Below are 19,794 nucleotides of genomic sequence, written 5' to 3'. Positions count from 1 at the left end.
CCGCCGCCAGTTTTCTGGACGAATGGGAGAGCAGTATCAATGCCGCTTGATTCAAGACTAGCAAAACTGCGGGGACTGCCATAGCCCAAAGCCGAAAAAGGTCAGTCAGTCAAAAACTTTCATTGATTGTATCAGGCTTTCGTTGCCCGTCGATCGCGATTTTGCCCCGATGTCACCCAAAGCCGGCGCAGGCGAGCAGTCGGGCTAGGGATTTGAACCGCGCTGCCTTAGAATAGGGGAATGACGCTCGAACTGTGACGCTCGCCGCAGGCAAGCAAAAAGATCGATCGGCAGTAGCGAGTTTTCCGGAAAATTGCCAACAAAGGTTCATTTTGACTGCACCAGATTTTAGGGCTGTGGCCAACCCTAAAAAAACCTCGATCGCAACTCATCCAACCCAACAGACCAGCCTCAAGCTCCCATCCGGGATCGATCGGCTGTTTCGGCTGCTGGTAGCAGCAGTAAAACCAGAGAATCCTGGGTATTTTGAAGTTTCCACAAGTCAAGATGTGTGGCCTCAAGTGACGGCCTACTCGGCCAAAAACTTCAAAACTCTTGCGATCGAAGACTTGAACCAGTCGTCCATGCCAGCGTTGCACGCTAGAGGCGCCCGGACAATAGTGTGATGTCGATTCTAGGAGTTTAGGCGATAGTTGGAATACAAGGCGAAACTCTACACTGGGAGAATGCCGCTTTCTTTCGCGGTTTCAGCTTGTGGACTGGTAGCGCGGCCGACTTACAAACAGAAAATCGCCCGATCGTCAATCCCCAATTGTGCGATCGTCGGCCGCCGGCGCGTAAACTATTGACAAAAAACTCAAGTCAATATGGACGCCAGCACACAGTCTTTCCGATCTCAGACACCAACGGTTTTCAAGAGGATACTTTAGCTGCATGCAGGGAAATTTGAGTGAAATTGACATCCGCAGCATCCTGCAATTGATTGAGTTAGGTCAGCGCACCGGAGAACTGTTCGTAGAAGCCTACAGCTCCAGCGGCAGCAGCACGGGCAATCAACCTACCCAGCGCTCCCTTGCAGGACAATCCTGGTATGTCTTCTGCTTCAACGGTCAGATTATTTACGCTACCCAGAGTGCGGGCAGTTTGTTTCGCTTGCGCGACTACCTGCGTCGCTACAAAGCAGACAGCGCCCTCGACAAAATCGAAGTTCCCTATATGGCATCTACCAATGCCCCAGAATACGGCTACCTGTGGGCCCTGCTAGAAAACCACATCCTTACCCCAGCTCAAGGGCGGAACATCATCCACAGCATGATCCACGAAACCCTATTTGACTTGCTCAGTCTCCATCAGGGTTCCTTCACTTTTGAAATGGGGTCAGCATTGGCTCCTCAACTTACCAGCTTAGAAATTAGCTCCCTGCTGGCGAAGATTGTCAAACAGGTGCAGCAGTGGAAGCAATTTCACCCTCACATTCAGTCGCCCAACCAATGCCCGGTGATTTCAGGCCCCGCAGAGCTGCGAGTCGCACTGCCTGCCAATACCTTTAATACTCTCAAACGCTGGGCCGACGGCCACACTTCGATCCGCCAAATGGCGCGCTACCTCAACCGAGACGTGCTGACTGTCGCTAAGGCGATTTACCCCTTCGTGCAGCAGGGATTGGTGCAAGTATTTTACGAGCCCTCTGTTGCCCCCGCCAACAACAAAATCACATTGTCGTCTCCAGAAACCAAGGTCAAGAGAGTTGTCTGTATTGACGACGACAATGTGATTCGCAAAACAGTCGAGTCAATTTTAAACGAACACGGTTACGAAGCTACTGGCATCAGCAGCCCCCTGGAAGCCCTGAGTTTGGTTTTTCAAATCAAACCAGATTTAATTCTGTGCGACATCGCCATGCCCGAACTCGACGGCTACGAAATTTGCGCGATGCTGCGCAATTCTAGCGCTTTCCGGCACACGCCGATTGTCATGTTGACGGGGATCGACGGCTTTATCGATCGGGTTCAAGCCCGCATGGCGGGGGCGACTGACTACTTCACCAAACCTTTTGGCGAAAGCGAGTTATTAATGCTGGTAGAAAAATATGTAGGCCAGGGCTACCCTCTGGCCAATCTCTCGGAAAAATTATTAGGCCGTGAACTAGAAGACGAATTAGAAGCCAAATAAATTCCGCACCGGTGGCACGATTGGAGCTTTTTTCTACCTCCAGACGCCAGCGCCGTCCCGACAGTCAGAGAGAGAAAGCTCTTTGCTGCGGGCGATCGCGCCATAAACTAGAATGTATAAATTCGCGAGCTGGTCGTCCGGCGTCAGTAAAACTCAGTTCAATTTCTCGACCGATGTCGGGCCGAAGTCGATCGAAGTGCAAATATAATATAGTTGTTCTCCACTTGCAGTCGATCGCCAAAACCGATGCGCACAGCAATCACTCCTTGAAGCTCAAATCTCAAACAGACTGAAGTATCTGGACATACAAGACATCTTCTGTTAAATTTCCCAGGTAAAGCAAACACTGGCTTTATGGGTGAAGTACCACGCGCGAACTGCTAGGCAGTATGGTGTAGGCATCCCAATTCATCGGCAACCGCCTTGGAAGTAGTAGATTTGCGTCCATACTTCTTTGGTCTTACATTGCCTCCAAGGGCAGTAGCGCTGCTTCCCAACGCCAAGATCCGCAAGCCTTCATTTCTGATATTGATCGCTGCATTGATGTCTCTATCGTGGCGCTGATTGCAATGAGGACAATCAAACATTCTGACTGATAAATCCATCTTCGGCACTCGATGTAAAGTGTTGGCGCACAAATGAGACGATGGGAAAAATCGATCTACTTCTAGATAGATTTTCCCTTCTGATTCAGCTTTGTACTTCAACATAGTGCAGAATTTCCCCCAGCCTACATCGCTGATGGCTTTGGCTAGGTTGTGATTCTTGACCATATTCTTCACTGCGAGATCTTCCACCACAATCACTTGGTTTTCGTTAACTATCTTGCGGGATAGCTTGTGGAGGTAATCTTCTCTGACTCTAGTGATTTTAGAATGCACCCTGGCCAGTGCTTTCTTAGCCTTGCGCCGTTTATTAGTCGTCTTATCCTTTTTACGAGATAACTTCCGCTGCTTCCGTTTCAGGTTCTTTTCATGCTTCTTGAGATGCCGAGGATTCTGATATTTTGACCCATCGGATGTAACCGCAAAATCAGTTAATCCCAAATCAATCCCAACAGCTTTACCCTCACGGGTCGATTCAGGCTTTTCAATGCCATCCTCCATCAGCAATGATGCGTAATAGCGGCCATCCGGCATTCTCGACAGCGTAACGGTTTTCAACTTCCCAATCAATTCACGGTGGATTTTGGCTTTCACCACACCGAGATGACCAGGAAACTTGATTTGAGCCTCCCCCAAGACCTTGACGTTAGCGGGGTACTGCAATGATTGCCGAGCGTTGCGGTTTTTGAAAGTCGGATAACTTGCTCGTCCATCAAAGAAGTTACCAAAAGCAACACCTAGATTCAGTACAGATTGCTGCAAGCACTGAGAGTAACAGGTAGACAGCCATTCATATTCAGCTTTCCACAAAGGGATCTGTTTCTTCATGGTCATCGCCGAAACCCCGCGCCCTGTCTCTTTGTAAGTTTGAGACATGATGTCGAGAGACTGGTTCCAGACCCAACGCACACAACCAAAGGCTTGGGCCAGGTGTTCTTGCTGGCCTTGGGTTGGGTAAATTGGGACTTTGACAGCTTTCAGCATGATTTGTTAGAGTGCTTATCTGTCTAGTCTAATACAAGATTGGCGGAGTGTGTGGAGATTGTTGGCTCCGTTTGTAGGAGTGTGTTGATCTCGGCTGTGGAGATTTCCCGGTTGCTGTGCAAAGTGGTCAACTTCCCAACCTCGATCGAGCGGGCTTTCATCCCACCCCAAATCAAAGATTATGGAGTGGGGATTCCCGCGCCCGCTAGCTAAAATTTCCCAGATGTTAAGGTGAAAAACATCAGATAGTTAATAGTGGCAACAAAATACGGACTTATGTAGAAAAAAAGGCTACCTGCACCAATGGAAGTTTTAAGGTCTCAACCCAAGCAGGATTGGTGCAAGGAATTAGTCATAAATACTGCCAACACATTTACAAAAAGGACGGTTATAGTTATGTTTCATAGACCGAGATCCCATTTTCCTCCCAACACCGACTTGAGTACGGGTACGATGTGGGTTTCCCAGAGAGAAGAATTATGATTAGTGGCAGCCCAGACTTTATATTACCAGGACAAGGCATAGATCAGGCTCCGGAATTCCAAGAACTAGAAACTCCCGAAGGCGAGCTGCACCTGCGGTTCTACGTTCCTTCGGGGAACGAGTTCGCACTGCCGGCGACAGGGATTAGAGAGGTGCTATCCCCGTCCCCAGACCGGATGACACCCATCCCCAACGTTTCCTCTTTGCTTTTAGGTACGCTAAACATGAGAGGACGTGTGATTTGGGTGGCAGATCTGGGCCAATTTCTGGGAGACCAAACACCTCTGAATACAGATAGACCCGAAATCCCGATCGTGGCTGTGGAAGACCAAGACACGATTTTGGGCCTAGCAGTCGATCGAATTGTGGGGATGGACTGGCTCGACGTAGACCAACTGCACTCTCAGAACAATGCACCAGACGGCATGATTCCATTTCTGAGGGGAGAATGGATGTTAGGTGCACCAGCGACTAAAGTGCTCCGACTGCTAGATCAAGTGAAAATTCTGCGCTCGGCGCGGTGGGCAGCGTGAAATCGATTTTAGATTTGCGATTTGCGATTTTCGATTGGGGTCTAACTATCAACAGTCACAGGACTTGAGGCACGCATCTAAACATTCCAGATAAAAATCTCAAATCTCAAATCTCAAATCTCAAATCAAAAGAGGGCGGCAAATGGCAACAAGTACCAACTTTCAGCAGGACTACCAACGGGCAGAAGCGGCCTACATGGATGGCGACTATTCAGAAGCCGCAGCCCTAGTTTATCAATTAGTAGAAGATTTTCCCGAAGACCCCAGCGCTCGCCTGCTGTGCGGGCACATCTACTGCTACGGACTGCAACAGTACGAGGTGGCACGGGAACAGTACACGGTGGTGCTAGGCCTGAGTGACGACCTGAGTTTGGTCGAACACGCTCACAGCGGAATTACCTACACAGACCAATTTTTATCCGGAGAACTGCACACGCAAAGTTTCGAGGCTTTGTCTGCTGAAACTGAATTGGAATTCTACCCAGCAGACTTGTCTCTGGAGCAAGGGTTGGAAGACCCGGATTTGGGACTTTTCCAAGGGAATTCCCCATCCATGTCCTATGGGAGTCAATCGCCACAGGACATGGAAAACGAGGACTTAGCCGACTTGGGCATGAGCGGCGTGGAGTGGGAACCACAAGACCGCAGTGGCGCGGGAGCTGTCGAAGATTTAACCTCGCATTCTAACCCCTTTGCTGGCGACAGCGGCGCGATGGCAGCCTATGCTGATGCGTCCGAGCCGTTCGACATGGACGAATTCGGCTCGGACTTGGGAGATCCTTTTGGCTTAGATGACCCAGGGTTTGATGCTGCTGACTTGTCTGACAGCAAAGTGTCTGGGAAAGCAGCACCTTATTCAGCAGAAGATTTGTTTTCTGAAGCTCCGACTCAGGTGCTAAACGGTCAAAGTTTTGCCGGATCGGACATCGGGAATTCCTTCGACTCGGACCAACTCGACTCCCCCACCGGGCCGTCTGACAATTTTGGCGAACCTTTTGCGCCGCTCGATTTGCCAGACGAACTCGACCTGAACGATGACGACTACGACTACCAACCCCCGTCCCAGACCGGGCAAAGTCACGGTCAGAAGGCACAAAGGGCCTCTTGGGCTGACCCTTTTGCCGAGCCGATGTCCTCGTCTGGTTTTGGGTCTTCTCGACCTCAAAACAAGCAGGATCAGGACTCGGATTATGCGTCCAACTATTCGCTGGCGGAAGACGAAACGCTGCTGATGGGAGGTGCTGTCCCGAACTCTCACAGTCAAAGGTCGAGCCAGGGACAATTTAATTCGGCCGATCGCTCAAACGCCAACAACAACGGTTACGGCGACTCGCAGCCGCCGGCATTTGGCTCCTTAGACAGCTTCGAGTTAGACGCTTTTGATGACGACGCTTTCAACGATTCTTTCTCTCTCGACGAAAACGAGCAAGCGACAGCTTTCGGGGCTGCGGGCAAGAACACCAGCGACTGGTCGTCAAAAGCTGGGAACTCTCAAGAACACAGCGGCTTTTTAGACGAATTTGACGAGTTTGACGATTTGGGCAATTTGCCGGACTTTGATATCTCAGAAGATGCCAGCAGTTCGATCCTGACTAGAGGTAACACCAATTTCGGCAACTCGAGCAGCGGCATGATGGGCACGAGCGGCAGCGGCCTGGACTTTGATAACAGCGACGGCTCGGCAATTCGAGACGATGAGATATTTAGCATTTCTGGCCCGGCTGATGCGTCGGTGCCGACTTTTGCTGCGACAGAAACAGAACCGCTCGATAGTTCGGTGACAGTAGAACAGGGGGGACTGGCTTTCTTGGAAAATGCCCCTTTGTTTACAAAACAGTTGTACACGGCTATCGGGGCCGGACTGGTTTCTCTGGTAGCTGTGGCTTTCGTCACTAACATTGCCTCCTATCAAGCTCTGCGGCAAGACAAGCCGGAGGCGATCGTTTACCTGCGCCAAACAGGCTGGGTAATGACCGCAGCCGCAGGCTTTACGAGCTTTTTAACTTCTTGGGGCATCGGCCAGTTGATCGCCAAGCAGGTGCGCAAGTCCTCGGACAATTTGCAAGCTCAGTTCGATGCTGTATCTCAAGGAACTTTGGACGCTCGGGCTACGATTTACTCGGAAGATGAATTTGGCAAAATGGCTGCTAAATTCAACCACATGGCGAAGGTGATCCAAACTACGATTAGCGATACCAGGCGCAAGTCTGACGAACAGGAACAGGCAAAAGAAGACTTGCAGCGCCAAGTGATTCGCTTGCTAGATGACGTGGAAGGAGCGGCTCGGGGTGACTTGACGGTGACTGCGGAAGTGACCGCAGACGTTTTGGGCGCTGTTGCTGACTCGTTTAACTTGACAATTCAAAATCTGCGCGAAATCGTCCATCAGGTGAAGCAGGCGGCTCGGGAGGTCAGCAAAGGCGCTACGGATAGTGCCAAGTTTGCGGGCGATTTGTCTTCTGATGCTCTGCGGCAGGCTGAGGAACTGGCGGCGACGCTAAATTCGGTGCAAGTCCTCACCGATGCGATTCAGCGGGTCGCAGAGAGCGCTAGAGAGGCGGAAGAAGTGGCCCGGGGCGCGGCGGCAACGGCTCTGAAAGGGGGCGAGGCTGTGGAGCGGACGGTGGCCGGGATTTTGGAAATTCGAGAAACAGTAGCAGAAACCACGAGAAAAGTCAAGCGGTTGGCGGAAGCTTCTCAAGAAATTTCTAAGATTGTGGCTCTTATCGCTACTATTGCCTCTCGGACGAATTTGTTGGCTCTGAACGCTAGTATTGAGGCCGCCAGAGCTGGGGAAGCGGGTAGGGGTTTTGCGATCGTAGCAGATGAGGTGCGACAGTTGGCAGACCGATCGGCTAAGTCTTTGAAAGAAATCGAGCAGATCGTGATGCAAATTCAAAGCGAAACCGGCGCGGTAATGACGGCGATGGAAGAAGGGACGCAGCAGGTGATTGAGGGGACAAAGTTGGCAGAACAGGCGAAGCGATCGCTTGAAGATATCATTCAAGTTACCAATCGAATTGACGTGTTGGTGCGATCGATTACTGCTGACACTGTAGAGCAGAACGAAACAGCTCGCTCGGTCGCCTCGGTGATGCAAGCTGTCGAATTAACTGCTCAGGAAACGTCTCAAGAAGCGCAGCGAGTTTCGGGTGCTTTGCAAAATTTGGTAGGTGTTGCTCGCGATCTTTTGACATCAGTAGAAAGGTTCCGAGTAGAAACAGCAGAAAGACAATAATTGATTGTTTAATGCTTTTTTTACTTACTGATTTACAAGCACATTAGTGTGGCAATGATGGAAAACAAAAAGCAACCTCGCAGTCTTGAAACAACTGCGGGGATGCCAATCCAGCACCTAAATAAACTAGGAGTTGTACGGATGAACGATAACATAGTAGAGGTAATTCCTGGCATTTTTGGACAAATTCAGCCGGCGGGCTGTACGATCTCTAATTTCACCAAATCTAGCAGGGGCTATGCCAACAAAAGACTTAAGATTGACGGTGAATGGAAAACGTTTACTGTTCACCCTTTAGTATTAGAAAATAGCTTAGGTCGTCCGATTATACCAGAAGACTTTTGTTGCCCTAGTTGCGATGTTCGTAACTGCATTAATCCTAATCATTTATGGGAAGGTTATCGGCTGGAAAATTCTCAAGATAGGTTTAGAAAAGGACGAATTAAAGATGTAGGAAGCACATCGGCACCTCAACCTCAAAAAGAACTGCGAGGCAGAGAAATAATTCCTGGTATTCGGGCCCAAATACAGCCGAATGGCTGCAGGATTTGTATCTTGGCTAAAAGAAGTGATGGTTACTCCGTTAAAACTATCAGAATTAACGGAAAAAATAAAAGTTCCTATCCCCACAGACTGGTACTGGAACACAAACTGGGACGACCTGTAAAAGTGGGTTATTTTGCTTGTCACAGTTGTGACGATCGCGGTTGTGTCAATCCTGACCATTTGTGGGAAGGAACTCCCGCCGATAACTCCCGCGATTCTCTAGAAAAAAACCGCTTTCCTTTCGTTCCTGGCCAGCGAGGCCCTAACCGCAAACTGAAACCCGAACAGGTACAGGAGATTCGCTATCTTTTAGGTGAGGGGATGTCGAGAGCAGAAATAGCTAGGACATTTGTAATATCTCGCAGTCAGATTATTCTGTTGGCAAGGGGAGAGATTTACAGAGATATTCTCTAAGAATACTAAAATAGACCCAATACAATAACGATTAAAATCAGGAATAAAACTATGCTGCCGGAGCAACAACAGAGGATCATGGGCTACTTTATTGAGGAGGCAAAAGACCACCTCAATACGATCGAACAAGGGTTGCTGAACCTGCAAGCGACGATCGAAGACCCAGAACTGGTCAACGAAGTATTTAGGGCCGCTCACTCTGTCAAAGGAGGAGCCGCAATGCTGGGGCTGACCAGCATTCAGCAAACATCCCACCGACTAGAAGATAGTTTTAAAGTTTTAAAAGAGTGCAGCGTTAAAGTAGACCAACAACTAGAGTCCCTGTTCCTGCGAATTTTTGACACGTTGCAAGGGCTGTTAGAGCAACTGTCGGGGCCTTTTGGACTGACAGAGGAATTGGGAGAACAGATGGTTCGAGAATTAGAACCAGTATTTGAAGAACTCAACGGGCACTTGGGGGGACTCGTCGGACAGCGCGGAAGCGATGCAGACGAGAGCAGCCCGCTGCCAATACCCCAACAAGTTCTGGGCCTGATGGGAGTCGGGGCGTTTAGTTCCGATCGGAGTTTTGCGGACTCGGGTTCAGTTTACGCACAGTTAGATGCCACACCAACAGAAGAAAGCGCGCTGCACCTAGTATTTGACTCGGATGTGCCGGCGAGGATGCGGGAACTGCTGCAAGAGTTCAAACAGCCCGAGGGGCCAGAAAGCAGGCGACAGCTCAAGAGCATTTGTCGGAACTTGAAAATGGCGGGAGAGGAATTTGAACTGCCCGACTGGATAGAATTGATCGAAACTGTAGAAAAGGCGATCGCCAACCCAGAAAATACCTACCGCGCCTTAGCCCCAACGGTCATCAAAGACATCAAACAAGCCCAAGAACAGGTACTTTCGGGTGAATCCGAGTCGATCGCACCCAGCGCAAAACTTCTAGCGCTACTGCCCGCCGTTGTGGCTCCCGAAACCGATTTTGAAGACTTGCTAGCATTCGCTCAACCCGGTAGCTTCGGGAAAAACGTGGTTTCCGTTGAGGATGTCGCCTGGGCTCTGGCGGGGGAAAGCGATTCCCGAGCAGGGGAACAACTGCTGCCCAGTATTTCTTCGCTGAGCATGGAGGAGCTGTTCGACCAACTCGACGGCGGCGAGAGCGACGATTACAGCGGAGGACGCGCGGCGCAGCTATCCCGTAGGGAATCGCCCCAATTCGACGATTCGCCAGGGTTCGGAGACTCGGATCAAGATACAAGTGCTTTTAGAATCTCCACCCGCACCGGCCCAGAAGTCGGCGCAGCAGAACTCAACACCTTAGCAGACTTGTTTGACGGCGAATCCCCAGATCTCGATGGCGCTTGGGAAGAAGAAGAAGACCTCGACTATGCACATTCTTCTAGAATGCCAGCCGGAGGAATGCAGGCCTTAGAAGATGACAATTCCGGCGATTTTACTGACTTGTTGTTTGACGAATACAGTGTAGAAAATTCCGAAACCAACGCAGCGCCCCCGATTGACGACCTCACAAGTTTGTTTGGGGAGGATTTGGTGTGGAGCGAGCCGGACGGTTCGGCCGTAGCCGTCGGTCAGGAAAATGCGGGTTTGAGGCAGCAACCAACTCGCAAACAGCTTGAAACGATTAACAGGGGCGGTTTGGAGCGGGGAGACGGCACAAACGGCCCCAGCCGGAGGCAAGCAGAAGAAGATGCCCTCGCTACGCTTTTGGATGAAGTAGCGGCCCAAACTTCTGCTGTTGGTGCCGAAGATGGTGATTTCGATGACTTGTTCGGTGATTTAGGAGCATCCTCGGCAGCAGGCGTGCCGACACTATCGAACGAGTATTCTCTCAACTCTGACGCTTTCGACGGCGAATTTTCTTTGTCGGCCTCCGGCGGTGGCGGCGATTCAGGGGCAACGGAAATAGAGGATTTCGAGTTGCTCTCGGAGCTTGGGGAGGACTCGGATTTCAGGGAGCTGTTGAGCATTTCTTCTGGTTTCCTTTCTTCTCGACAAGGCGAAGGTGGGTCGAGCGGGCGCGAACGACCCACGAGCAATGCTCGCAGCAAACAAAACGAAGAAATTGACAGCATTTTTAACATGACATCAAATTCTGATTTAGATATCTCTGCCGAGGGAAATTGGCTAGAAGATGCTTTTGGCCAGGAAGACGAGTCTGTCGAACCGGCAAACCTGGAACTGGAGGATACTGACTTAGACGCGCTGTTTGGGGAGATCACCTCGGGCCCGATTTCTGAGGAGGAGGAGACAGTGGGGGATCTGCCGGGAGCGGCTACTTCCCGAGAGGCAGCGGATTTGGCAGAGCTGTTCGGTTCTGTGCCTACGGGTACTGAGTATGAGGAGGAAGCTTCGGGGCAAGTCCGTGCCTCCTTGCTGAATTTAGGTGGGGATTCAGAATGGCCGAGTGCCGGTATGGAATCGGATGAAGGTGACTTGGCGAGTTTGTTCTCGGGCTCGGAGGCGACTGTTTCCGAGGAAGGCTGGGCAGATTTGGCAGCGGTTGAGCTTGCGGACTTGGACGATCGTCCTGATGCGGAAATTTCAAGTTTCGAGTCGGATGGCGGCACTTTCGACTTGTTGGAGGATATGTTTGGCGAAGAGCCTCAACCGCCGATGGATGCCGAAGCTGCCCTGGATTTGCAGGAGTTGTCGGCCCAACTTCCTGATGGAGAGTTCGACTCCGAAGGTGCGGATTTGTTCGATCGACCGAACCCAGAAGCCGCCGTCGAGTCCGAGGACGAGGATGATTTGTTTGAGGCGCTGGAAACGGATTTTTCCCCTGGGGATTTAGAGGCGCTGTCGGTAGAATCTTTCGACGGTATGTTTGAGGGCGATGCTGATTTGCTCGCAGCTCTGGAAACCGGGGCGACTCTCAACAACACCGAAGAGTTGGACGCTTTTGATGATTTGTTGGATTCGAGCGATGCTGGACCTCTGGTGACAACCGGCTTTTGGGACACCGACGAGCGATCGATCCCCGACGAATCCTCGGAGTTAGAAGATGAGTCGCTGGCAGACTTCTTTAGCGACGTTAAATCAGGTGGTGAGGATGCCGAAGGCAATTTTGACGATTTAGAAGCGCTGTTAATTGCAGGGGGTGCTGGGGCGGCCGCTTTAGCCTCTGGGGGGACAAATCAAAATCCGGTAAATACAGAAGTTTTCTCGGATCTCGAAGATCTGCTGAGCGAAAGCGCAACCATGCCGGAAATTCAGGGGCGGACGGCGACAACTGCCCGCAAAGCTCCACCCGCTGCTGCTTCCGAGAGCGAGGACGAATTTGGCGATTTGGAAAAACTGCTGGAAGATCCAAAGGACAGCGGCCGCTCACAGGGGGAAGCCAATATCGGGCAGTCGTCGGTGAACAGACCCAGGCGGAATCCCCGCGCGGGCGGGTTCGGCGACCAAACGATGCGCGTGCCGGTCAAGCAACTGGACAACCTCAGCAACTTGATGGGGGAACTGGTAGTCAACCGCAACAGTTTGGAGCAAGACCAAGAACGGATGCGGCAGTTTTTGGACAATTTGCTGCACCAGGTGACGCTGCTGAGCGATGTCAGCCAACGGACTCAGGATTTCTACGAGCGGAGTCTTTTGGAGATTGCTTTGCTGGCCAACCGCCAGGGACATCGATCGGCCTGGCGCAGTGAGGAGTCATCCCACAGCCGGGAAAGTGCCTGGAGACCGGAGGAAATGGACAGGTTTACTCCTTTCCACAGTTTGGCTCAGGAGATTATCGAGCTGATCGTGCGGGTGCGGGAGTCGGCGGCGGACATTGAGTTTTTGGTGGATGAGGCGGATCAGGTGACTCGCCAACTGCGCCAAGTCACGACTCAACTCCAAGAAGGTTTGACTCGCGCCCGGATGAAGCCGTTTGCGGAGACGACGGACAGGCTGTTCCGGGCGGTGCGGGAAATTGGGATTAAGTGCGGGAAGCAGGCTCAGTTGCAGGTTGAGGGTAAGGATATTTTGATCGACAAGATGATTGTGGATCAGCTTTATGACCCGATGACTCACTTGGTGAACAATGCGATTACTCACGGGATCGAACCGCCGGAGGTGCGTTTGGCGGCCGGGAAACCTGCGATGGGCAGGATTACGATTCGCGCTTTCCACCAAGGGAATCAAACCGTAGTTTCCGTTTCTGACGATGGGGCGGGAATTGACCCGCAAAAGGTGAAGGCGAAGGCGATCAAGCAGAATTTGTTGACGGCGGCTCAGGCTCAGAGGATGTCTCGCTCGGAAGTTTACAATTTGCTGTTTATGGCCGGTTTCAGCACTCAGGAAGAGGCGACGGAGTACGCCGGCCGGGGGGTCGGTATGAACGTAGTAGAGACTTCGTTGCACGAAATTCGAGGGACTGTAAGCATTGATTCGACGCTCGGCAAGGGCACCGTATTTACCATCCGTTTACCTCTGGTGTTGAGTATTTCTAAGGCTCTGACTTGCATTAGCGATCGATCTCGGATTGCTTTCCCGATGGATGGGGTGGAGGACATGATCGATGTGCCTCGCGATCAGGTGACGACGGGGGCGGACGGTTTACCTTGCATTGAGTGGCGGGGTTCGGTTTTGCCGTTCCGGCCGCTGCGCGATTTGCTGCCTTATCACCGCCATTTGGGCCGGGGCGGTGTTTATGGGTTTAATACTGACGATGACATGATTTCGGTGATTGTGCTGCGGTCTGCTGGCAATTTCTTGGCGGTGCAGGTGGATCAGGTTTCGACGGAACAGGAAATCGTGATTAAGCAGTTAGAAGGGCCTGTGCCGAAGCCGATCGGGATTGCGGGTGCTACGGTGCTCGGGGATGGCCGGATTGTGGCGATTGCGGACGTTCTAGAATTGATCGATTTGGCTACTGGTAGGCTGCGCACGGAAGCTGGCGGTACGCTTTGGGATGAGAGCGATCGGGCTGCTGCTGAGGCGGAAGTTGAGAAGACTGAGCCTACTGTATTGATTGTGGATGATTCGATTACGGTGCGATCGCTCTTGTCGATTACTTTTGAGAAAGCTGGCTACCGAGTTGAGGAAGCTCGCGATGGTAAGGAAGCTTGGGAAAAGATGAAGTCTGGCCTGCCTTGCGATATCGTGTTCTGCGATATTGAGATGCCGAGAATGGATGGTTTGGAGCTGCTTTCTCGGATGCAGAAGGATACGGTTTTGTGTGAATTGCCGATCGCGATGCTAACTTCTCGGGGTGCTGACAGACACCGCCAAATGGCTTATGGTTTGGGCGCGAAGGGCTATTTTACTAAGCCTTATTTGGAGGAGCAGTTGCTTGATGCTGCTGGTCGGATGTTGAAGGGTGAGGTTGTTGGTGCTCCGGCTGTTGTGTAGCTTGGGTGATGTTTGAAGGGGTGTGGGTTCTGTGGGGGCTAAAGTCCTCGCAGGACTTGTATCATATGGCGATCGCGCTCATTGAGTCAAAATGCGGCGGGGTTATTGGAGTCGGTAAATTTACTAACGTCGATGCAGGGGGTTGGAGCGTTTGGCGGAGGTTGGTTTCGATGATTTGAGTTTGCAGGAGTTCGGTGAGGTTGATGGGTTTGGGTGTTGGGATGTTGCCATGTTATAATTAGTTACGGAAAAATGCTGACATATCATACAATACGCGAGGGATTACCAATGAGTGGCTTTTTAACTCAAGAAGACTTTGAAACAATTTTTACATCGCACTTGAAGATCGAAACTTATTCAAAATCAATAGATTCACTTTTTAGTTTACGCAGTTTAAATAAAATTAATTACAAGCCGTATTACCAGAGAAATTATGTATGGGACGATCATAAAGCGACTTACTTTATTGAAAGTATATTGTTGGGTACTGAGATTCCTCCTCTTATATTTTTTAACAACGGCTCCGGTATCGAAGTAATTGATGGAAGGCAAAGATTTGAGACTATAAAACGGTTTAAGGAAAATGAGTTTTCCTTGACAAGAAATGGGCTAGCTGCCCTAAAGCAGATTGCTAAAGCAACTTATGACATTCTACAAGCTAGTTCTGAGACAAAAAGTATAATTGATTTATTTCTTGACGCGAAAATCCGAATTATTGAATTTGAAATAGTTAACGAACCTAAACTCAATTCAAATCTTGAGGATAAAGTAAAAAAAGAGATATTTGGTAGATATAATTCTGGCATAACCCCTTTAAAGAAACCAGAAATAGATAATGCTCTCTATGATGAAGATTCAGTCTTTCAACATTTTAAGCAGCTCGTAAAACAAGATATTGAATTCTGCAACATGATTACTGACCTTTTCTTGCCGAGCGAGAGTGAAAAAGGTTCTGATAGCGGAAGAATCCTACAGTTTATCCGTAGGTATTTAGTTCTCTACAAGTTTCCTATTAGGTATTACTCATGGGGAAACAACAGAACTGAAACCTTAGATAAATTGTATGAACACATGGCTAATGAAGTAGAAGATGTAGATAATTTATGTAATAAATTTGTAGAAAAAGTTCGTTTAGTTCATCGAATGAAGCTGGTATTTACAGAAAAAAATCTAATTTTGAAACGACCAGCTTTTGAATGTCTTTTATGGGGGCTTCAGGTATTAGATGCTGAAGAAATCGATATATCTAAAGTGGATAAACCGGATTTGATTGAACGTTTAGGTAATGCGATTTCTGATAACAATGATAAGTTCATTGATTCTCATTACTATAGTTTGGTTAAAGAACGTTTCTCGTTTACGGCTAAGTTATTTGAGCAGGAATTTGGTGTAAATCTTCATGCTTATGTAGAGGGTGACAAGAAGACAAGGGTTAAATTAAATCTTATCAGGAAGAGTGAAAATGATGATACTATTACAAAACTCGGTGCATTAGCATCTCTAAGAGTAACGAAGCCGGAACCATCCCGAAATTCAATAGATGATATCGCGAGAGTAATGGATCGCAATATGTTTCTTGTTCGTCCGTCTTACCAAAGAACGGAAGTAATTAACATATCTAAAGCATCTTCAATTATTGAAAGTATTCTTTTAGATATCAGCCTTCCTCCAATCTTTATTTATAAGCGTGAAGATGGTGTTTCAGAGGTGATAGACGGACAACAACGTCTATTAACGATTTTAGGTTTTATAGGTAAAAAGTATATGGATGAAAACGGTCATCAATGTACAAGTAAAAACTCTGGTTTTTCTTTAAAAGGATTAAAGATTCTGAAGGATTTAAACAACAAAACATACAACGATCTTAAAGAGTTTGATGCTTCTTTACAAGATAAAATTTTAGACTTTGAACTCTTTGTCGTTGAAATCCAAGAAAGTCTAAATCCAGATTTCAACCCAGTCGATCTTTTTGTTAGGCTGAATAACAAGCCATATCCGATTAGAGAGAATTCTTTTGAGATGTGGAACTCTTGGGTGGATAGAGATATTATTGAAACTATCAGAAAAAATCTTGATAAGCATAGAGAGTGGTTTTATATCAAACTTGTCAAAAGCCGTAATGATAGAGATAGGATGGAAAATGAAGAGCTTTATACATCATTAGTATACCTTGAATATCAGCGTCTGAAGAAAAAAGCTGATAAGGATTTGTCTATTTATAATAAAAATGATGGAATCAACTTAAGAGTTTCGTCGCACGAGATTACTAGGCTACTTCAAAGTGCTTTTCAAGATGAAGAGGTAAAGACTAACTTTTTCCAAGGTATCAAGAACTTGGAAAGCTTTGTAAGAAAAGTGAAGCTTATTTTGCTGGATAGAGATGTTCAAGGAGGTAAAGAAAAATTAGATATTTTTTTTGGCGAGGAATTGAATTTGCTATTCAAAGCGCAAAGACAAGTTCGTTCATTTAGGCGTACAAAACAAGACTTTTACATTCTTTGGTATCTTCTCAATCCACTTAATCTTGAAATGGTTAAATTTCACAGGTTAAGCATCAAAAAAAACTTGCAAAACATCTTTTCTAATTCGAGGGATACTTCAAAGACTTTTACAAAAATAAGATTTTTGTCTACTGTTCAAGATTTTCATAAAAAGTATGCAATTAACCCAAGGCAAACTCAACTTTCGGAAACCGAAAAGCTTGAAAAACTTAGAGGACAAGATAATCGCTGTGCTATCTCAGGAGCACCTCTATTTATAGGAGATGATATTGAGGTAGATCATAATACACCACTAAGCATTGGGGGAGTAGATTCCATAGAGAACCTTCAAATTACTCACAGTGACAGTAACAGGAAGAAAGGCTCTAAACCTCCATCTCAATAGATAACTCATCTGTGGAATACTTTTGTGACATAGAAATTACTCACACCCGAATCAGGGCAAACGCATCTTGTCAATAAACAGGGCTTTTGAACCAATAACTCAGCTTTATTGTTCATTATTGACAATAAATTTCCACATATAGCGTTTTAGCTTCAGTTGTAACACTACATATAGAAAATCAAAAATTAGATGCGTTTGCCCTGACACCCGAATGCCAGCTTGAAAATGAGCTAACCAGAAAGCTGTTTTCATGGAAACCAGATCGCCCTTCACCTCCCAACTTTCCGAAAAAGCCTGTGTACCGCAGCTATGCCCTAGGAAATCACCCCTGCAACATGAAGTATTCAAACTAACTCCGACACTCTCAGCCGCCCTTCCACTGGTTCATACTCATCCTCTAAAAGCCAATACTGTGCCTCATCATAACTCTTACTAGAAAACACAATTTTATAAGCCTCAGCCGGATCGTATATCCGACAATTCCCCTCAGCATCACTTAGTAACAAAAGCAGATAAGGAGGTGAAAGATTTGGATCGATCCATACCTCTGTAAATTCCCAGTTATTCTTCACTGGGTCTGGTGCGAGGGGTAACATGGTATCTGTTTTCTGCATCAATTTTTATCTCTCCGTAATAAAGTAAAAGACGGCTACCATCCGGGTCAACTCTATAACCAATTGATTCAACAAAAAACATACCATAACGATCGTAGCCCCGAATCGTACCTGTAAATTGTCCATCTTCTATTATGGCTTGAGCTACCTGATTCATAGTAGCCTCATTGTTGAAAACATGAGCAGCACGTCCTTTATTCAGCAGTCTTCTCATTTGTGGGGTGTCTGGCAAGTGTTTAGCAATGTGCCTGCTGTCTGGGGTGATTTGGCGATTAATTCCACTCATCAATAAATTGAATCGCATACAAATATCATTAAATCACGCGATCGCCCTTTACTTCCAAACTTTCCAAAAACGCCCGTGAAGCCCAGCTATCTCGTAGGGAATCGCCCATCTTCCTCGTATACTTGTAAAAACTATTCATCTAAGCAGTTATTTTTACATCTGTTTGCGAGGCAAACCCAATAAAATAATTGGCACTATCTGGATCGCTCAGTGTTGTTGAATAGACCTTCAATTAGTTTATAGATTTCCCGTCATTACCATAGGCCCAGCAGGATTTTTTAGTAAGGGCGATGCTTCTACCGTAACTACTAATGCTGTTACTTCCGCATTAGCAGGCAGAGAAAGTTTCACAAAAACTGTTCCTCTTTCATTAGTATTAAACTGCTCCCAAGCGATTTTTTCATTATTAGTAACCGACCATAATTGATAAAACTGACCCTGCGGTAAAACTGGAAGGTTCCTTAAAATTAAAACAGCTTTGGGTTCGCCCGGTGTAATTACAATACTGCCAGAGGCAGCAGATGCGTCAGCCATGCCTTTGAGGGAAACTAGACGAGTATTTGGCTGTTGCAGCATGGCAATCACATCTTTTTGTCGCACTACCTGAGCCTCAAGCGTGGTTATTTGTTGCCTGAGTCGGTAGTTATCCAAACCAACGGCTAACGCCAATAGTGCTGCTATGCTACCAATAACGCGACTCCATTGTAGAGGTGGGTGCTTCCGTTTTTCCTGGGGGAATGAGTTAGTAACTCCCGAAACATCAGGATTTGGTTCTGCAACGCTAGCCGCCGAGGCAGCTTCCAAAATGGCAGAATAGAGGTGTGGTGGCGGTTCGATATCAGGTAGGGCGTAGGGCATAACTTCTAGGACTTCTTGCAGGCTAGCAACCTCTGTAGCTAGTTCGGGATTTTCTTTCAGCAATTGCCTTAATTCCTCAGCTTCTTCAGAGCTGAGGTTGCCAAGTACATAACCTGCCATCAATTCTTCTGAGTGTTCAGGAAATAAAGGCTCTGTCATAGGTGCAACTAGCCAATTAAATTTTGTAAGTTTTTTCTTAAGTTTAATAAACCTTGCCGAGACCAAGTTTTAATTGTTCCCAGCGGTATACTAAGTTTAGCGGCGATTTCTGATTGACTGAGACCGTCGTAGTAAGCCATCTCTAACACCTGTCGCTGTTTTTCTGGAAGTTGAGTTAAGGCCTCGCGAACACAGTGCGATCGATCGCCTAAAGAAGCTGACTCAAAAGGCGTGAGAGGGGGAATTTCTGTAGCCATCATTTGACTCCATCGCTGGAGAAATTTTAAGTTAGTGCTGCGGGAACGAAGTTTATCAATGGCGCGCGATCGAGTCATGGTTGTCAAAAAGCTGCTCATGGAGCCGCGATTCGGATTGTATGCGCCACTCTTCCAGAGATTGAGAAAAATCTCTTGGGTTAAGTCTTCTGCCTCTTGAGGATTGGTGAGAATTCTCAGGGCCAATCTGTAGACTAAGCTGCCATAGCGGTTATAGAGAATCCCCAAGGCAGAGGGTTGACCAACACTCATCAACCGAAATAACTCAGCGTCAGTCTGTTTGTCAGGGTTGTCCGCGCTTGTTTCGGCAGAGTTCAAATCCATAGGTGTTTCGTATGAACAGACCTAAACCCATAATTTTAAGTTGATTCTGGTTATTGCAGCAAGCACGTCTCCAAAAATAATCGAGCCCCATTTTCTTAAATACGAGCTACAGA

General features: G+C 47.9%; 13 protein-coding genes. 7 read left to right on the top strand and 6 right to left on the bottom strand.

Going from position 1 to position 19,794, the window contains the following annotated elements; all coding sequences use genetic code 11:
- Positions 1-254: 254 nt before the first annotated feature.
- Together QUB64_RS17070 and QUB64_RS17065 are read left to right on the top strand one after the other, a co-directional pair.
- Positions 255-626 carry a hypothetical protein gene (locus QUB64_RS17070; protein WP_333269900.1) on the top strand — a complete coding sequence of 124 codons (372 nt, stop codon included), beginning with the start codon at positions 255-257 and terminating at the stop codon, positions 624-626.
- 268 nt (positions 627-894) lie between these two features.
- A complete protein-coding gene (locus QUB64_RS17065) occupies positions 895-2,133 on the top strand; it encodes a response regulator (RefSeq protein ID WP_333269897.1) in 1,239 nt (412 codons plus the stop codon).
- Between the two features lie 64 nt (positions 2,134-2,197).
- Here QUB64_RS17065 and QUB64_RS17060 read toward each other — a convergent pair whose 3' ends face one another.
- Positions 2,198-2,392, bottom strand: coding sequence for a hypothetical protein (locus QUB64_RS17060; RefSeq protein ID WP_333269894.1), 195 nt, complete (start codon positions 2,390-2,392; stop codon positions 2,198-2,200).
- Between the two features lie 121 nt (positions 2,393-2,513).
- Positions 2,514-3,722: an RNA-guided endonuclease InsQ/TnpB family protein gene (locus QUB64_RS17055; protein ID WP_333269892.1), complete on the bottom strand. Its 1,209-nt coding sequence runs from the start codon at positions 3,720-3,722 to the stop codon at positions 2,514-2,516.
- A gap of 482 nt (positions 3,723-4,204) precedes the next feature.
- Between QUB64_RS17055 and QUB64_RS17050 the strand changes: the two genes are divergently transcribed.
- From QUB64_RS17050 to QUB64_RS17030, 5 genes are all read left to right on the top strand, one after another.
- Positions 4,205-4,738 (top strand): chemotaxis protein CheW, encoded by a 534-nt coding sequence (locus QUB64_RS17050; RefSeq protein WP_293180800.1) that lies wholly within the window; start codon positions 4,205-4,207, stop codon positions 4,736-4,738.
- Positions 4,739-4,880: 142 nt separating this feature from the next.
- Positions 4,881-7,976: a methyl-accepting chemotaxis protein gene (locus QUB64_RS17045; RefSeq protein WP_333269890.1), complete on the top strand. Its 3,096-nt coding sequence runs from the start codon at positions 4,881-4,883 to the stop codon at positions 7,974-7,976.
- Positions 7,977-8,117: 141 nt separating this feature from the next.
- Positions 8,118-8,936: an HNH endonuclease gene (locus QUB64_RS17040; protein WP_333269887.1), complete on the top strand. Its 819-nt coding sequence runs from the start codon at positions 8,118-8,120 to the stop codon at positions 8,934-8,936.
- Between the two features lie 78 nt (positions 8,937-9,014).
- Entirely contained in the window at positions 9,015-14,279 is a 5,265-nt protein-coding gene (locus QUB64_RS17035) for a response regulator (RefSeq protein ID WP_333269884.1), read from the top strand.
- A gap of 288 nt (positions 14,280-14,567) precedes the next feature.
- Positions 14,568-17,165, top strand: coding sequence for a GmrSD restriction endonuclease domain-containing protein (locus QUB64_RS17030; RefSeq protein WP_333269882.1), 2,598 nt, complete (start codon positions 14,568-14,570; stop codon positions 17,163-17,165).
- Positions 17,166-17,509: 344 nt separating this feature from the next.
- On the opposite strand, the gene QUB64_RS17025 is transcribed toward QUB64_RS17030, so the two are convergent.
- The 4 genes from QUB64_RS17025 to QUB64_RS17010 form a co-directional block, all read right to left on the bottom strand.
- Positions 17,510-17,737: a hypothetical protein gene (locus QUB64_RS17025; RefSeq protein WP_442921667.1), complete on the bottom strand. Its 228-nt coding sequence runs from the start codon at positions 17,735-17,737 to the stop codon at positions 17,510-17,512.
- The gene (locus QUB64_RS17020; protein ID WP_333269876.1) at positions 17,727-18,065 is read right to left on the bottom strand and encodes a DUF6972 family protein; all 339 of its coding nucleotides are present in this window, start codon (positions 18,063-18,065) and stop codon (positions 17,727-17,729) included. The genes QUB64_RS17025 and QUB64_RS17020 overlap by 11 nt, the downstream gene beginning before the upstream one ends.
- A 237-nt stretch (positions 18,066-18,302) precedes the next feature.
- Positions 18,303-19,082 (bottom strand): anti-sigma factor domain-containing protein, encoded by a 780-nt coding sequence (locus QUB64_RS17015; RefSeq protein ID WP_333269873.1) that lies wholly within the window; start codon positions 19,080-19,082, stop codon positions 18,303-18,305.
- 8 nt (positions 19,083-19,090) lie between these two features.
- Positions 19,091-19,681 (bottom strand): sigma-70 family RNA polymerase sigma factor, encoded by a 591-nt coding sequence (locus QUB64_RS17010; protein WP_333269870.1) that lies wholly within the window; start codon positions 19,679-19,681, stop codon positions 19,091-19,093.
- Positions 19,682-19,794: the final 113 nt, after the last annotated feature.

Source organism: Microcoleus sp. Aus8_D2 (assembly GCF_036702665.1).
In the GTDB taxonomy this organism is placed as follows: Bacteria; Cyanobacteriota; Cyanobacteriia; order Cyanobacteriales; family Microcoleaceae; genus Microcoleus.
The sequence above is the reverse complement of the archived record's forward strand: the minus strand, read 5'-3'. Positions and strand labels throughout refer to the sequence as shown.

What these genes read in the sequence shown, in the direction of transcription:
- QUB64_RS17020 (WP_333269876.1), bottom strand. Translation starts at nt 18,065, where the DNA reads ATGAGTGGAATTAATCGCCAAATCACCCCAGACAGCAGGCACATTGCT.
- QUB64_RS17045 (WP_333269890.1), top strand. Translation starts at nt 4,881, where the DNA reads ATGGCAACAAGTACCAACTTTCAGCAGGACTACCAACGGGCAGAAGCG.
- QUB64_RS17030 (WP_333269882.1), top strand. Translation starts at nt 14,568, where the DNA reads ATGAGTGGCTTTTTAACTCAAGAAGACTTTGAAACAATTTTTACATCG.
- QUB64_RS17035 (WP_333269884.1), top strand. Translation starts at nt 9,015, where the DNA reads ATGGGCTACTTTATTGAGGAGGCAAAAGACCACCTCAATACGATCGAA.
- QUB64_RS17065 (WP_333269897.1), top strand. Translation starts at nt 895, where the DNA reads ATGCAGGGAAATTTGAGTGAAATTGACATCCGCAGCATCCTGCAATTG.
- QUB64_RS17055 (WP_333269892.1), bottom strand. Translation starts at nt 3,722, where the DNA reads ATGCTGAAAGCTGTCAAAGTCCCAATTTACCCAACCCAAGGCCAGCAA.
- QUB64_RS17010 (WP_333269870.1), bottom strand. Translation starts at nt 19,681, where the DNA reads ATGGATTTGAACTCTGCCGAAACAAGCGCGGACAACCCTGACAAACAG.
- QUB64_RS17015 (WP_333269873.1), bottom strand. Translation starts at nt 19,082, where the DNA reads ATGACAGAGCCTTTATTTCCTGAACACTCAGAAGAATTGATGGCAGGT.
- QUB64_RS17040 (WP_333269887.1), top strand. Translation starts at nt 8,118, where the DNA reads ATGAACGATAACATAGTAGAGGTAATTCCTGGCATTTTTGGACAAATT.